Raw genomic sequence first — 13,750 nt, forward strand, 5'->3', positions numbered from 1 at the left:
GATAGTCAGTCATCGCGAGCAATCGAGCGTCGACCGGCTGCTCCCACATTCGGCCGTATTTCCATGAAGGAACTCGGTCACCTGTGGGAGCGAGCTTGCTCGCGATGCCTTTAGCGGTTACGCAAACCTTCCAGCAACTTGTGCGTCGGGTAGCCATCTGCCGGCCAGCCGAGCGACTGCTGGGCGCTGCGAATGGCCTTGCGGGTGTTGGCGCCGATGATGCCGTCAGCGTTACCCGCGTCGTAGTTGTTGGCACTCAGCAAGCTCTGAAGTTCGATTCGCTCGGTACGGCTTAAAGGTAAGTCATCCTTCGGCCAATCGCCATTGATCAGGCCTGCCCCTGTGAAGCGCTCGGACAACAGATTTACCGCCAATGCATAGGACGACGAATTGTTGTACTTGAGGACCGCGCGGAAGTTGTCGAGGATCAGGAATGCCGGGCCGCGATAACCCGCTGGCAACAGCAGGGCGGCTGACAGTTGCTCGGAGCCGGCCGGAACGCGGGCGCCGTAGGGAAGTTTGATGCCCATTTGCATCCATTCAGAGACGCTTTTGCGAATCGAACCATCAGCCAGCGAGTAGTCGAAACCGCTCGCCAGTTGCACTTCGAAGCCCCAGGGCTGGCCTTTCTGCCAGCCGGAGCTTTGCAGGTAATGGGCGGTCGAGGCTAATGCATCGGTCGGACTACCCCAGATATCGCGGCGACCGGTGCCGTCAAAATCTACCGCGTGGGTGAGGTAGGTGGTCGGGATGAATTGGGTCTGGCCCATGGCGCCGGCCCAGGAGCCGAGCATCTTCTCGGGCGTGATATCACCCTGTTGCAGAATTTGCAGTGCGGCCAGCAATTGTGCGTGGGCGAAGTCTGGGCGGCGGCCTTCGTAGGCCAGGGTCGCCAGCGAGCGGATCACCGATTTGTCGCCCTGGAAACTGCCAAAGTTGCTTTCCATGCCCCAAACCGCAACGAGTGCCTGGCGATCAACGCCATAGCGCTGCTCGATGGTCGTCAAGATGTCGGCGTATTGGCTCAGCAGTGCCTGGCCTTTGCGAACGCGCGCGGCAGACAGCGCGCCATCGAGGTACTCCCACACCGGACGGGTGAACTCCGGTTGGCTGCGGTCGGCGCGGATCACGCTCATGTCTGGCGTGACGCCGGTAAAGGCGCGGTCGAATACATCCGGGCGGATACCGGCGGCGAGGGCATCCTTGCGAAAACCGGCTTCCCATTCATCGAAGGTCTGGGTCGGCTGGATATCGAGGTTGTCGCCGTCGGGCACTACCGGCGGAATGACGGCCGGGGCGATTGCAACGGGGGCGGTCTGAAGCGGTTGCGCGTCGGCGGCGGTGGGTTTTTCCGCGCAGGCGACAAGCAGAACAAGGCTGGAGGCAGCAATCAGTTGGCGCAGGTGCCAACGACGGGAAAGACAAAGGGGCATGCACAGGTCCAGAGAATACCAATCAGGTGCAGACCTTATCATGCCGAGGGGGAGCGGGGTGATGTTGAAGCTTTATGCCGCCAGAAAGTAAGAAGCCTCCCAGCTTTTAGACTGGAAGGCTTCGCGGCGGTAGCTGCCTTTGCCCTTGCCGGCTTGTTCCTGACGGCTGCGGAACAGTGGCTGGGCGACGATGGATTTGGCCTTGTTGGGCCGCTTGTGTTTGCTCATGGGCGGTTCTCTCGGTGGGTGGCTTTCGCGGGGCAAATCATCGGCCGAAGTGGGGGTTCTGTCCAGTAGGAGCTGCCGAAGGCTGCGATCTTTTGACTTTGCTTTTAATTGTGGTGGATATCAGGCCGCCAAGAATCAAGATCAAAAGATCGCAGCCTTCGGCAGCTCCTACAGAGGTATGCGATCCATGTAGGCTGCGATCTTTTATTCCGCTGGCAAGGCCAGGCGCTGACCAGCCATCAACAGCGACAAGCGGCTCAGGCTCATCCACGGCGAACCTGCGGCCTGACCTTTGATTTGTGCGTCGATTCGCTGGGCATCGAGCAGCAGTTGCGCCCAGCGCTGCGCCGAATGGCGTTGCAGGGCTTTGCCCATCAGGGGTTTTCGCTTGTCCCAGATGGGCGGTCGGGCCTGGCTGAAGGCCTTGTCCAGCGGTACGCCCTGGCTGTATTGCAGCGACAGGTTGGCCAGCAGCCGAAGCTCCCGGGCCAGCGCCCAAAGAATGACGGGTGGTTCGACGCCTTCGCCGCGCAAGCCTTCGAGCATGCGCAAGGCGTGGGCGGCTTCGCCGTTAAGAATGGCATCGGTCAGCCCGAAAACATCGAAGCGCGCACTGTCGGCGACCGCCGCTTGTACGGTTTCGACCGTTATCTGGCCACCTTCGGCCATCAGCTTGAGCTTTTCGATTTCCTGGGCGGCTGCCAGCAGGTTGCCTTCCACTCTTGCTGCGATCAGTTCGACGGCGTCCTGGCTGGCGGCAAGCCCGGCCTGGGACAAGCGCTGACGGATCCACTGCGGTAGCTGGTTGGCATCCACCGGCCAGATTTGCACAAACTGGGTCTGAGGGCCTTCGACCAGCGCCTTGCCCCATTTGGTTTTCTGCGCGCTGCCGTCAAGCTTTGGCAGGCTGATCAGCAGCAAGGTGTCTTCAGCCGGACGCGAGCAATACTCCATCAGCGCGGCTGCGCCCTTGTCGCCCGGTTTGCCGGACGGCAAGCGTAATTCCAGCAGACGCTTTTCGGCGAACAACGACATGCTGGCGCCGGCTTGCAGCAGCGTACCCCAGTCGAAACTGGCGTCTGCGCTGAACACCTGACGTTCGTCAAAACCTTGCTGGCGGGCAGCAGAGCGGATGGCGTCGGCGGCTTCCTGACACAACAGCGGGTCATCGCCACTGATGATGTAGACGGGCGCAAGGGCGCCTTGCAGGTGTTTGCCGAGCTGGGCGGGGGCTAGTTTCATAAGGCGGGGCGAACGGGGCGCTGGAGCGCCCCGTACGGCTTACTCGGTCGGCAATTGCAGAGGTGACTGACGCGGAGTGTTCGCTTCAGCCTTGCGTGCTGCTTCCAGCGCGTCGGCTTCTGCTTTGGCACGGGCATCGGCAGTCTGTTGCAACTGATCAAGCTGAGCCGGGGACAGCTGTTGCAGGCGCAGCATCATGCGTTGCACGAGGTCGCGACGCATGTCCTTGCGCACTTCGGCGGCTTCCTGGTCGGAGCCAGTGATGTTGTTGCCGTCGTGCATGAAGACCTTCTGCACTTGCAGTTTGTCGTCGAGCAGGGACAGTTTGTTGCGGCCCACGATTTGATAGTTCAGCACGTTGGTCAGCTCATACTCGGCCGAATGGCCGCCGCCGGAGTAGCTGAGGCTGCGCTGGCTTTCCTGTTCGTCGGTGAGTACCAGCTTGTAAGGTGCGCCGGCATAGACTTTGACACCGCTGCTTTCAAGCACCTGGCGCATCAACGTCACGGTTTCGCCATATGAGTTGCGCGCGCTAAGGTCGAGTTCCTTGATCGCCAGTTCGGCGGTGCCGGTACCGCGCAGCTGGAAGCCGCAGGCGCTCAACAGAACCGCGAGCCCCATCACCAGCAAATTGCGTTTGATCATCTTGTTGCTCCCCTTGAAACCATGTGGGCCGACCGTGCGGCCCGAAAGGTTCTGTTCGGCGCCAGGTATGGACCTTGCGCCTGATCCAATTAGCTAGCGACGATATTGACCAGTTTTCCGGGCACTACGATCACTTTACGAATAGTCAGGCCGTCGACAAAGCGCAGCACGTTTTCATTGGCCCGTGCGGCGGCTTCAACTTCTTCGCGGCTGGCACTGGCCGGCATTTCGATCTGGCCGCGCAGCTTGCCGTTGACCTGAATCACCAGTTGCAGGCTGTCTTGAACCAGAGCGCTGTCGTCCAGAACCGGCCAGCCGGCATCGATCACTGGATCGGCGTGACCCAGTCGATGCCACAGTTCGTGGCTGATGTGCGGCGTGATAGGCGCCAGCAGCAGGGTAACGGTTTCCAGGCCTTCGTGAATCAGCGCGCGATCCTGATCGGTGCCTTGCGGGGCTTTTTCCAGCACGTTCATCAGCGTCATCACCTGGGCGATGGCGGTGTTGAATTTGTGGTTCTGGCCCACGTCGTGGCTGGCCTGTTTGATAGCCTGGTGGATCGAGCGGCGAATGACTTTCTGCTCGTCGTTCAAGGTGGCGACGTCCAGTTTGCCCGGAAGGCCCTGGGTGACGTGCGCTTGAGCGAGACGCCAGACGCGCTTGAGGAAGCGGTGCGAACCTTCTACTCCGGAGTCGGACCATTCCGCGCTCATGTCAGGTGGCGAGGCGAACATCATGAACAGGCGGCAGGTGTCTGCGCCGAACTGATCGATCATCGACTGTGGATCGACGCCGTTGTTCTTCGACTTGGCCATCTTCTCGGTCCCGCCGATTTCCACCGGCAAGCCGTCTGCGATCAACTTGGCGCTAATGACCTTGGCCTTGCTGTCGCGCTCGAGTACCACGTCCGCCGGGTTGAACCAGGTGTAAGCACCGTTGGCTTCGCGACGATAATAAGTCTCGGCGATCACCATGCCCTGGGTCAGCAGGTTCTTGAACGGCTCGTTGGAGCTCACCAGGCCTTCGTCGCGCATCAGCTTGTGGAAGAAGCGCGCATAGAGCAGGTGAAGAATCGCGTGTTCGATACCGCCGATGTATTGATCCACTGGCAACCAATGGTCGGCCGCCGATTTTTCCACCAGGCCGCCTTCATAGTGCGGCGAGGCATAACGGGCGTAGTACCAGGACGACTCGACGAAGGTGTCCATGGTATCGGTTTCACGTTTCGCAGGCCGGCCGCATTTCGGGCAGCTGCATTCGTAGAACTCGGGCATGCGCGCCAATGGCGAGCCGGCGCCATCGGGAACGACGTCTTCCGGCAGCACGACAGGCAGTTGATCTTCCGGCACCGGCACGTCACCGCAGGTGTCGCAGTGGATGATCGGGATCGGGCAGCCCCAGTAACGCTGACGGCTGATACCCCAGTCGCGCAGGCGGAACTGGGTGCGCGAGGCACCGAGGTTTTTCTTGATCAGGGCAACTTCCATGGCGTCAAACGCGCCCGCGAAGTCCAGACCGTCGAATTCACCGGAATTGATCAGCGTGCCGTATTCGCCGTAGGCGTCTTGCCACGGAGCCGGGTTCTCGTCGCCGGCGCTGGTGCGCACCACGGACTTGATCGGCAGGCCGTACTTGGTGGCGAATTCGAAATCACGTTCATCGTGCGCCGGGACAGCCATGACCGCGCCATCGCCGTAGTGCATCAGCACATAGTTGGCGACCCACACCGGCAGTTTTTCGCCAGTCAGCGGGTGCTCGACGAACAGCGAGGTCTGCAGACCTTTTTTCTCCTGGGTGGCAACGTCGGCTTCGGCCACGCTGCCGCCTTTGCACTCAGCGATGAACGCTTGCAGCTCAGGGTTGTTTTGCGCCGCCAGGGTCGCCAAATGGTGCTCGGCTGCGACGGCAACGTAGGTTGCGCCCATCAGGGTGTCCGGACGGGTGGTGAAGACTTTCAGTGTGCCCGCTTCGCCGATCGAGTCGACGTTGTACGGGAACTGCACTTCCATGCCGCGGGATTTGCCAATCCAGTTGCGCTGCATGGTTTTGACTTGCTCGGGCCAGCCCGGCAGGTCGTCGAGACTCTCCAGCAATTCATCCGCGTAGGCGGTGATCTTGAAGTAGTACATCGGAATTTCGCGTTTTTCGATCAGCGCGCCGGAGCGCCAGCCGCGACCGTCGATCACCTGTTCATTGGCCAGAACGGTCTGGTCGATAGGGTCCCAGTTCACGGTGCCGTTTTTACGGTAGATCACGCCTTTTTCGAACAGGCGAGTGAACAGCCATTGTTCCCAGCGGTAGTAATCAGGCTTGCAGGTGGTGACTTCGCGCGACCAGTCGACCGCCAGACCCAGGCTGCGCAGCTGGGTTTTCATGTAGGCGATGTTTTCGTAGGTCCACTTGGCCGGCGCGACGTTGTTCTTCATCGCGGCGTTTTCCGCCGGCATGCCGAAGGCGTCCCAACCCATGGGTTGCAGGACGTTTTTGCCTTGCATGCGCTGATAGCGGGAGATCACGTCGCCGATGGTGTAGTTGCGCACGTGCCCCATGTGTAGCTTGCCGCTGGGGTAAGGGAACATCGACAGGCAGTAGAACGTCTCCTTGCCTGGCTGTTCGCTGACTTCAAAGGACTTTTGCTCGTCCCAGAACGACTGGGCGGCGGCTTCTATTTCACGGGGCTGGTAGAGTTCGTGCATGGCTACTTTTGAACTGAATAGGGGTGGCCTAATCCTCTTCAATGCAACGCTGGACGCTGACGACGCCAAAAGTGGCGTTTCGATGCCCAGCCGAGCTGGAAGTGGAGTTACAGGAAGCGCCGTAGCATACATGACCGCGCTCTACCGAGGGAAACCCTGATTGCGCACGCAGGGCCGTTGGTCGCGGCACCAGAACGGTTTGCTCAGCGAAGCTAAGCTCTAGATGGGGAGTGAGTCTTATCTTCAATGAGGTGAGGGATGGTTGAGTCACAACGAAAAGTAACTAAACCCGAGTTGTATGAAAAGCTGATAGAGCGCCTTGGGCTAGCCCTGGATGCTGCAAACACAGCGGACCGGTTGCGCGATGAGCGTCCGGCGGAGCTGGAACTTCGCGGGTTGAGCCGCGCAGAGTTCGAACTGATCAAGGCTTACCTGGACCGTAGTGAACGTGAGGCGCAAGGATGCTCGTCATCAGAAGCAGTGAAGCACAAGGACGCCCCCCGTTCGGCCAAAATTATCTGGTTGAAAGACAAGCTATCTGGCAGAGACGCGGTAAAGGTCCGGTCCCTGCTGGTCAAGTAAGTGATCAGGCAAGTGTTTGTTGCCCCGTGCGGGCGCATGAAGTCACTCATGATGGCTTTTTGAGTAAAAGGCCTCCCATCTTAGTTGTCGCTTTGCTTCAACCCACTTAGGCTTCGGGCATCTCTGGAGATGCCCGATGCCCTTTCGTTATTTCGTTAAACAACTTCTTCTGCCGCCCGGCATTCTTTTGCTGTTGCTTGCGCTCGCCTGGTGGCTGCGCCGCTCAAGACCACGCCTTGCAGGGCTATGTTTTGCCCTGAGTGTCGGTGGGTTCTGGTTGATGAGTTTGCCGGTCGTCGTACAGTGGAGTGCCAAGGCTCTTGAGCGTGAACCAGCGCTGGCCCGCAGCGAATGGGCAACGCTGGCCGAACGTGCGGATGTGATCGTGGTGTTGGGGGCGGGACGCGAGCGCGGTGACCTTGCCTGGGGTTCCGATCAGCCGACCGGCTTGGCGCTGGAGCGTGAGCGTTATGCGGCACGGTTGGCCAAGGCTTCGGGTTTACCGGTGTTGACCAGTGGTGGTTTGCATTACGGCACACCGCCAACCGAAGCGAAGTTGATGGCCGATTCGTTACAGGATGATTTTGGTGTCACGGTTCGTTGGCAGGAAGGGCGCAGCCGCACCACGTGGGAAAATGCTCAATTCACCGCCGACGCGCTCGAGCCTTTGGGGTTGAAGCGGGTCGTGGTGGTGACGCATGCCTGGCATATGCCACGCAGCGTCTGGAGTTTCGAGCGGGCGGGTTTGACCGTGGTGCCGGCACCGATGGGTTTTTTGGGTGTGGATAACGCTCGGCCGCTAGGTGGCTGGATGCCGGAGTTCAACGCGATCTGGCGATCGGGGCAGTTGCTGAATGAGGCGGCGGGGCAGGTCGGGTACTTGATTTTTTATCGTTGAAGATCAAAAGATCGCAGCCTGCGGCAGCTCCTACGGCGGATTGCAATTACCCTGTAGGAGCTGCCGCAGGCTGCGATCTTTTAACAGGCGGCGCTTAAACCGTCTTGGCGATCCGGCTTGCCAGCAATGCCCAGCCAAACAGCAGCACACAAAGGATGAGCAGCGGCCACGAGCGCCATTGCAGGTAAGGCGTCAGGTTGTGCATCGGCACCACTTCGCCGTAGAGAATGCCGCGTTCGAATTGCGGGATCTGCACGGTGATCTTGCCGAATGGGTCGATCAACCCGGTGACGCCGTTGTTGGTCGCACGAATCATCCAGCGACCGGCCTCCAGCGCACGCATCTGTGCCATCTGCAGGTGTTGCAGTGGACCGATGGAGGTGCCGAACCAGGTGTCGTTGCTGATGGTCAGCAGCAAATCACTGCGTGCCGAAAGGCTGGCGGCAAATTCCGGGTAGACCACTTCATAGCAGATGAAGGGAGCAATCTGGTAACCCTTGGCTTGCAGCAGCGTTTGATCGGACGAGCCGCGAGCGAAGTCCGACATCGGCAGGTCGAAGAACGCGATCAGTCCCCGCAGCAGATCTTGCAGTGGCACGTACTCGCCAAACGGCACCAGCTTTTGCTTGAGGTAGGTGCCATCGCCTTCGCCGACCACGGTGATGCCATTGAAAAAGCGTTTCTCATGGTGGACTTCCTCACGAATAGGCACCCCGGTAATCAGTGCCGAATGACGGTCGGCGGCGAAGTTGCCCATCATGTTCAGGTAGCCTTCGGCAGACTCCTTGAGCACCGGGACTGCGGTTTCCGGCCAGATCAGCAGGTCGACACGCTTGGAGCTGAAGCTCATGTCGCGGTACAGCGCCAGCTGCGCATTGAGCTGCGCGGGGTCCCACTTCATGCTTTGTTCGATGTTGCCCTGAATAGCCGCGACGCTCAGCGGGTTGCCCGAAGGGCTGGTCCAGGCGTGGCCCTTGAGCGACAGGCCGATAACCCACGGCGCGGCCAGCAACAGCAAGCCTGCGACGATAAAACCTTTGCGTCCAGACTTGATCAGGCGTGGCAGGTTGTACACAAGCGCAGCGGTCAGGGCGAGGCTGAAGGAGATCAGCCACATGCCGCCCAATGGCGCCAATCCGGCGAGCGGGCCGTCGAGCTGGCTGTAACCGGAATAGAGCCATGGGAAGCCGGTGAGGAACCAGCCGCGGAAGGCTTCCTGTGCCAGCCACAATGCGGCAAAAGCCAGGGCATCGGCCAATGGCGCTTCGTTGCGGCGCAACCAGCGCGCCCAGAGCCAGGCGGGTAGGGCGAAGAACCAGGCAATCGCAGCGGTGAACGCCAGCATCAGCATTCCGGCCAGCAGCACCGAGGCTCCGCCAAAGTTGTGAATGCTGTAGTAGATCCAACTGGTGCCGGCGCCGAACAGGCCGAAACCGAAGCACCAGCCACGACCCAGCGCCTGACGAGGTGTCAGTTCACGTAAACCGGCATAGAAAAAACCGACCGCCAGCAACGCCAGCGGCCAGATATCGAACGGCGCCAGCGCCAGGGTGGTGAGTGCACCGGCCGCCACGGCCAGCAGGTTACCGGGCCAGCCGGGGCGGGTTATCCAGCGCATTTCAATCCTTAGTGTTACCGGGCGATAGGTGTCAGGCGCAGCAAGTGAATGCGACGGCTGTCGGCGTTCAGGATGCGAAAGCGATAGGCGCCGATTTCAGTGATTTCGTTGCGTTTTGGCAAGTGCCCGAATGCGCTCATCACCAGGCCGCCGACGGTGTCGAACTCATCGTCGGAGAACTCGCTGTCGAAGAACTCGTTGAAGTTTTCGATCGGCGTCAGGGCCTTGATCAGGAAGTCGCCGCTTGGCAGTGGCTTGATGTAGCTGTCTTCTTCAACGTCGTGCTCGTCTTCGATGTCGCCGACGATTTGCTCCAGCACGTCTTCGATGGTCACCAGACCCGCCACGCCACCGTATTCGTCGATGACGATGGCCATGTGGTTATGGTTGGCGCGGAACTCGCGCAGCAACACGTTCAGACGCTTGGACTCGGGCACGAAGGTGGCCGGACGCAGCAGATCCTTGATGTTGAAGCTGTCGCCGTTCTCCTTGAGGATCAGCGGCAGCAAGTCCTTGGCCAGCAACACGCCCATGACGTCGTCGTGGCTCTCGCCGATCACCGGATAGCGCGAGTGCGCGGACTCAACCACGGCCGGGAGGAACTCGCGGGGTGTCTGGGTCGCCTTGATGCTGACCATCTGCGAGCGCGGGACCATGATGTCGCGTACTTGCAGGTCGGCGACCTGGATGGCGCCCTCGACGATGGCCAGCGCTTCGCTGTCCAGCAACTTGTTCTGATGGGCATCGCGCAGCAGCTCCAGCAGCTCCTGACGGTTTTTCGGCTCGTGGGCAAAAGCCTGGGTGAGTTTACCCAGCCAGGACTTTTGCCCGTTGCTCGATCGATCTTCGCTCATAGCGATTACTCTGAATCCTTTGTTGTAACGATAGGGGATGTTTCGGTTTCGTCGTCCGCATAAGGGTCAGGATGACCCAATTCTGCAAGCAACGTTCGTTCCAGTGCTTCCATTTCTTCGGCTTCGTCGTCATCTATATGGTCGTAACCAAGCAGATGCAAGCAGCCGTGAATGACCAGATGCGCCCAATGGGCCTTCAATTCCTTGCCTTGCTCGGCAGCCTCGCGCTCGACCACGGCCACGCAAATCACCAGATCGCCCAGTAAAGGGATGTCCAGCAATTCATCGGGCACATCGGCAGGGAACGACAACACGTTGGTCGCGTAATCCTTCTGACGCCAGGTGTAGTTCAGCTCGCGGCCTTCTTCTTCGTCGACCAGGCGAATGGTCAATTCGGAGTCGGCAGTGCGCTGGCGCAGGGCCAGTTCGCACCATTGGCGGAATTCGGCGTCACAGGGAACAGGCGCTTCGGTCGCCATCTGCAGATCAAGCTCAAGCATCGTGTCGGTTGCCCTTTTCGGCGGAAAGCGTCGCAGGTTCGTCGATCAGGCGATTTTCGAAGCGCTCGTAGGCTTCGACAATGCGTTGCACCAGCGGGTGGCGCACGACGTCTTTGGGCTTGAAGTGGGTAAAGCTGATGCCCGGTACTTCCTTGAGCACGTCGATCACATGAATCAGCCCGGACTTGGTGCCCTTCGGCAGGTCGATCTGGGTGATGTCACCGGTGATGACTGCCGTCGAACCGAAACCAATCCGCGTCAGGAACATCTTCATCTGCTCGACGGTGGTGTTCTGGCTTTCGTCGAGGATGATGAAGCTGTTGTTCAGCGTGCGGCCACGCATGTAGGCCAGCGGCGCGACTTCGATCACTTGACGTTCGATCAGCTTGGCGACGTGTTCAAAGCCGAGCATTTCGTACAGCGCGTCATACAGCGGGCGCAGGTACGGGTCGATTTTTTGTGCCAGGTCGCCGGGCAGGAAGCCGAGTTTCTCGCCAGCCTCGACCGCTGGGCGTACCAGCAGGATGCGGCGGATCTGCTCACGCTCCAGCGCATCGACTGCGCAGGCAACGGCCAGATAGGTCTTGCCGGTACCGGCCGGGCCGATGCCGAAGTTGATGTCGTTGGCCAGGATTTCCTTCACGTAGCGCAACTGATTCAAGCCGCGAGGGCGAATCATGCCTTTTTTGGTGCGCAGGGCAATGGAGGCTTCGGCGTGCGAAGGGTTGTCCATTTCTTCCACGGCCGATTCCTGCAGGAACAGGTGAACCATGTCTGGCGACAGCTCGCTACCCTTGGTTTCGCGGTAGAGGCGGCGCAGAAGGTTTTCCGCGGAGGTGGTGTGCTTGAGTTCGCCGATCAATTCAAACTGATTGCCGCGATTGCGGATCACGATCGCCAGGCGCTGTTCGATCAAGCGCAAATGCTCGTCGAATTGCCCGCACAGATTGGCGAAGCGGTGAGCCTCAAAGGGCTCGAGGATGAAACGATGTGGTTCTATGGGTGCGTTCAAGGTTGTTTTTAGCCGCCCTGGGGCAATGAAGATAAATCAAGGATAACGCCAGAGGCCTGGGTGCGAAAGCTCTTAAACAGGCCTATCTTTTTCGTGCGCCTGATGCGGTCTCTGTGGGAGCGAGCTTGCTCGCGATGGGGGCGTGCCAGGCCACGTATATGTTGAATGCCGGATCGCAATCGCGAGCAAGCTCGCTCCCACAGGTTCTCGTCGCTCTGCGTAGGTGTTACAGAATCAGCGAACCACGCAGCGAGTGCGGCTGTGCTGCGTCAATGTGCACGTCCGCGAACTGGCCGATCAAGGTTGGATTGTCGCAGCGGAAGTTGACGATTCGATTATTCTCGGTCCGACCTTGCAGTTCGCCGGGGTCTTTTTTCGAGTAATCGGTCACCAGGATCCGCTGGGTCGAACCGACCATTTGTCGGCTGATCTCGAAACCTTGCTGGTTGAGGCGATGTTGCAGGGCGTTCAGGCGCTCTTTTTTCAGCTCTTCCGGCGTTTCGTCGGCCAGGTCGGCGGCCGGGGTGCCCGGGCGCTGGCTGTAGACGAACGAGTAGGAGAAGTCGAAGCCGACGTCTTCAATCAGCTTCATGGTTTGTTCGAAGTCTTTTTCGGTCTCGCCGGGGAAGCCGACGATGAAATCCGAGCTGATGCAGATACCCGGCACGGCGGCCCGCAGCTTGCGCAGTTTCGACTTGTACTCGAGCGTGGTGTGGTTGCGCTTCATCGCTGCAAGAATCCGGTCAGAGCCCGACTGCACCGGCAAGTGCAGGTGTTTGACCAGCTCCGGCACTTCGGCGTGGGCCTGGATCAGGCTGTCGGAAAACTCCAGCGGGTGCGACGTGGTATAGCGAATGCGGTCGATGCCGTCGACCGCGGCAACCACGCGGATCAACTCGGCCAGATCGGCCAGGCGCCCATCTTGGGTCAGGCCGCGGTAGCCGTTGACGTTCTGCCCCAGCAGGGTGACTTCACGCACGCCGTTCTCGGCCAGGTGAATGATCTCGGCGATCACGTCGTCGAACGGCCGGCTGACTTCTTCACCTCGGGTATACGGCACCACGCAGAACGTGCAGTACTTGCTGCAACCTTCCATCACCGAAACGTAGGCGCTTGGGCCGTCGATGCGCGGTTCGGGCAGGTGGTCGAATTTTTCGATTTCCGGGAACGAGACGTCGACTTGCGGCAACTTGGTGAGGCGCGCGGCGTCGATCATTTCCGGCAGGCGGTGCAGGGTCTGCGGGCCGAAGACCACGTCGACATAGGGCGCGCGGTCACGGATTGCTGCGCCTTCCTGACTGGCCACGCAACCGCCGACGGCGATGACCATGTCCGGGTTGGCGAGCTTCAGTTCGCGCCAGCGGCCAAGCTGGGAATACACCCGGTCCTGGGCGCGTTCGCGAATCGAGCAGGTGTTGAGCAGGATGACATCCGCGTCTTCGGCGCGCGCCGTCACTTCCAGGGCCTGATGTTCGCCCAGCAGATCGACCATGCGCGAGCTGTCGTACTCGTTCATCTGGCAACCGTGGGTTTCGATATAAAGCTTCTTGGCCATGGAGGGGGTCATCACTGATTCAAAGAACCGCGCATTATAGGGAACAAGTCCCCAGGTTCCTACCGTCGTGCGTCCAGCGGCTATGCTATAGTTCGCGCCCTCATTTTTATCCCTCGATGTGTTACCCGCCCACCATGACCAAACGTGAAGCTCCAATCTACAAGGTGATTTTCCTCAACCAGGGCCAGGTGTTCGAAATGTACGCCAAGCAGATCTATCAAAGTGATCTGTGGGGCTTCCTGGAAGTGGAAGAGTTCGTCTTTGGCGAGCGCACGCAAGTGGTCGTCGATCCGAGCGAAGAGAAGCTCAAGGCTCAGTTCGAAGGCGTGGTGCGCAGCTTTGTGCCGATGCATTCGATTGTACGCATCGACGAAGTCGAGCGTATGGGCACCCCGAAAATCAGCGAAGCCCGTGGTGCGGTCGGCAATGTCATGCCGTTTCCGATGCCGATGCCTGAGAAGTAAGCCTCAAGATCGAGTCGCCCCAA

General features: G+C 59.8%; 13 protein-coding genes. 3 read left to right on the top strand and 10 right to left on the bottom strand.

Annotated elements, in window-relative coordinates; genetic code table 11:
• Window positions 1–110 precede the first annotated feature (110 nt).
• From AC1RPZ_RS15495 to leuS, 5 genes are all read right to left on the bottom strand, one after another.
• The gene (locus tag AC1RPZ_RS15495) at window positions 111–1,433 is read right to left on the bottom strand and encodes a lytic murein transglycosylase (protein ID WP_493137875.1); all 1,323 of its coding nucleotides are present in this window, start codon (window positions 1,431–1,433) and stop codon (window positions 111–113) included.
• A gap of 72 nt (window positions 1,434–1,505) precedes the next feature.
• Window positions 1,506–1,661, bottom strand: a complete 156-nt coding sequence (arfA, locus tag AC1RPZ_RS15500; RefSeq protein ID WP_493137876.1) for an alternative ribosome rescue factor ArfA — start codon at window positions 1,659–1,661, stop codon at window positions 1,506–1,508.
• Window positions 1,662–1,865: 204 nt separating this feature from the next.
• Entirely contained in the window at window positions 1,866–2,903 is a 1,038-nt protein-coding gene (gene holA / locus AC1RPZ_RS15505; RefSeq protein ID WP_493137877.1) for a DNA polymerase III subunit delta, read from the bottom strand.
• A gap of 39 nt (window positions 2,904–2,942) precedes the next feature.
• Window positions 2,943–3,548, bottom strand: a complete 606-nt coding sequence (locus tag AC1RPZ_RS15510; RefSeq protein ID WP_493137878.1) for an LPS-assembly lipoprotein LptE — start codon at window positions 3,546–3,548, stop codon at window positions 2,943–2,945.
• Window positions 3,549–3,637: 89 nt separating this feature from the next.
• Window positions 3,638–6,244, bottom strand: a complete 2,607-nt coding sequence (gene leuS / locus AC1RPZ_RS15515) for a leucine--tRNA ligase (RefSeq protein WP_493137879.1) — start codon at window positions 6,242–6,244, stop codon at window positions 3,638–3,640.
• 258 nt (window positions 6,245–6,502) lie between these two features.
• Here leuS and AC1RPZ_RS15520 point away from each other — a divergent pair, with 258 nt between their 5' ends.
• Together AC1RPZ_RS15520 and AC1RPZ_RS15525 are read left to right on the top strand one after the other, a co-directional pair.
• Window positions 6,503–6,826 carry a hypothetical protein gene (locus AC1RPZ_RS15520; RefSeq protein ID WP_493137880.1) on the top strand — a complete coding sequence of 108 codons (324 nt, stop codon included), beginning with the start codon at window positions 6,503–6,505 and terminating at the stop codon, window positions 6,824–6,826.
• 136 nt (window positions 6,827–6,962) lie between these two features.
• Entirely contained in the window at window positions 6,963–7,724 is a 762-nt protein-coding gene (locus tag AC1RPZ_RS15525; protein ID WP_493137881.1) for a YdcF family protein, read from the top strand.
• 94 nt (window positions 7,725–7,818) lie between these two features.
• Here the strand turns inward: AC1RPZ_RS15525 and lnt are convergent, their stop codons facing one another.
• The 5 genes from lnt to miaB all read right to left on the bottom strand — a co-directional run bounded on the left by lnt (window position 7,819) and on the right by miaB (window position 13,263).
• On the bottom strand, window positions 7,819–9,342 hold the full coding sequence (lnt, locus tag AC1RPZ_RS15530; RefSeq protein WP_493137882.1) for an apolipoprotein N-acyltransferase: 1,524 nt from the start codon (window positions 9,340–9,342) through the stop codon (window positions 7,819–7,821).
• A 14-nt stretch (window positions 9,343–9,356) separates the two neighbouring features.
• Window positions 9,357–10,196: a CorC family transporter gene (locus AC1RPZ_RS15535; protein ID WP_019691823.1), complete on the bottom strand. Its 840-nt coding sequence runs from the start codon at window positions 10,194–10,196 to the stop codon at window positions 9,357–9,359.
• Window positions 10,197–10,201: 5 nt separating this feature from the next.
• Window positions 10,202–10,696, bottom strand: a complete 495-nt coding sequence (gene ybeY / locus AC1RPZ_RS15540) for an rRNA maturation RNase YbeY (RefSeq protein ID WP_493137883.1) — start codon at window positions 10,694–10,696, stop codon at window positions 10,202–10,204.
• Complete coding sequence (locus AC1RPZ_RS15545; protein WP_493137884.1) at window positions 10,689–11,708, bottom strand: PhoH family protein; 1,020 nt, start codon at window positions 11,706–11,708, stop codon at window positions 10,689–10,691. The genes ybeY and AC1RPZ_RS15545 overlap by 8 nt, the downstream gene beginning before the upstream one ends.
• Window positions 11,709–11,934: 226 nt before the next feature.
• Entirely contained in the window at window positions 11,935–13,263 is a 1,329-nt protein-coding gene (gene miaB, locus AC1RPZ_RS15550) for a tRNA (N6-isopentenyl adenosine(37)-C2)-methylthiotransferase MiaB (RefSeq protein ID WP_493137885.1), read from the bottom strand.
• A 134-nt stretch (window positions 13,264–13,397) separates the two neighbouring features.
• Between miaB and AC1RPZ_RS15555 the strand changes: the two genes are divergently transcribed.
• A complete protein-coding gene (locus AC1RPZ_RS15555) occupies window positions 13,398–13,727 on the top strand; it encodes a DUF1820 family protein (protein ID WP_008052403.1) in 330 nt (109 codons plus the stop codon).
• Window positions 13,728–13,750: the final 23 nt, after the last annotated feature.

It is taken from the genome of Pseudomonas sp. GW822-FHT02D10 (genome assembly GCF_058802345.1).

What these genes read in the sequence shown, in the direction of transcription:
- AC1RPZ_RS15495 (WP_493137875.1), bottom strand. Translation starts at nt 1,433, where the DNA reads ATGCCCCTTTGTCTTTCCCGTCGTTGGCACCTGCGCCAACTGATTGCT.
- arfA (WP_493137876.1), bottom strand. Translation starts at nt 1,661, where the DNA reads ATGAGCAAACACAAGCGGCCCAACAAGGCCAAATCCATCGTCGCCCAG.
- holA (WP_493137877.1), bottom strand. Translation starts at nt 2,903, where the DNA reads ATGAAACTAGCCCCCGCCCAGCTCGGCAAACACCTGCAAGGCGCCCTT.
- AC1RPZ_RS15510 (WP_493137878.1), bottom strand. Translation starts at nt 3,548, where the DNA reads ATGATCAAACGCAATTTGCTGGTGATGGGGCTCGCGGTTCTGTTGAGC.
- leuS (WP_493137879.1), bottom strand. Translation starts at nt 6,244, where the DNA reads ATGCACGAACTCTACCAGCCCCGTGAAATAGAAGCCGCCGCCCAGTCG.
- AC1RPZ_RS15520 (WP_493137880.1), top strand. Translation starts at nt 6,503, where the DNA reads ATGGTTGAGTCACAACGAAAAGTAACTAAACCCGAGTTGTATGAAAAG.
- AC1RPZ_RS15525 (WP_493137881.1), top strand. Translation starts at nt 6,963, where the DNA reads ATGCCCTTTCGTTATTTCGTTAAACAACTTCTTCTGCCGCCCGGCATT.
- lnt (WP_493137882.1), bottom strand. Translation starts at nt 9,342, where the DNA reads ATGCGCTGGATAACCCGCCCCGGCTGGCCCGGTAACCTGCTGGCCGTG.
- AC1RPZ_RS15535 (WP_019691823.1), bottom strand. Translation starts at nt 10,196, where the DNA reads ATGAGCGAAGATCGATCGAGCAACGGGCAAAAGTCCTGGCTGGGTAAA.
- ybeY (WP_493137883.1), bottom strand. Translation starts at nt 10,696, where the DNA reads ATGCTTGAGCTTGATCTGCAGATGGCGACCGAAGCGCCTGTTCCCTGT.
- miaB (WP_493137885.1), bottom strand. Translation starts at nt 13,263, where the DNA reads ATGGCCAAGAAGCTTTATATCGAAACCCACGGTTGCCAGATGAACGAG.
- AC1RPZ_RS15555 (WP_008052403.1), top strand. Translation starts at nt 13,398, where the DNA reads ATGACCAAACGTGAAGCTCCAATCTACAAGGTGATTTTCCTCAACCAG.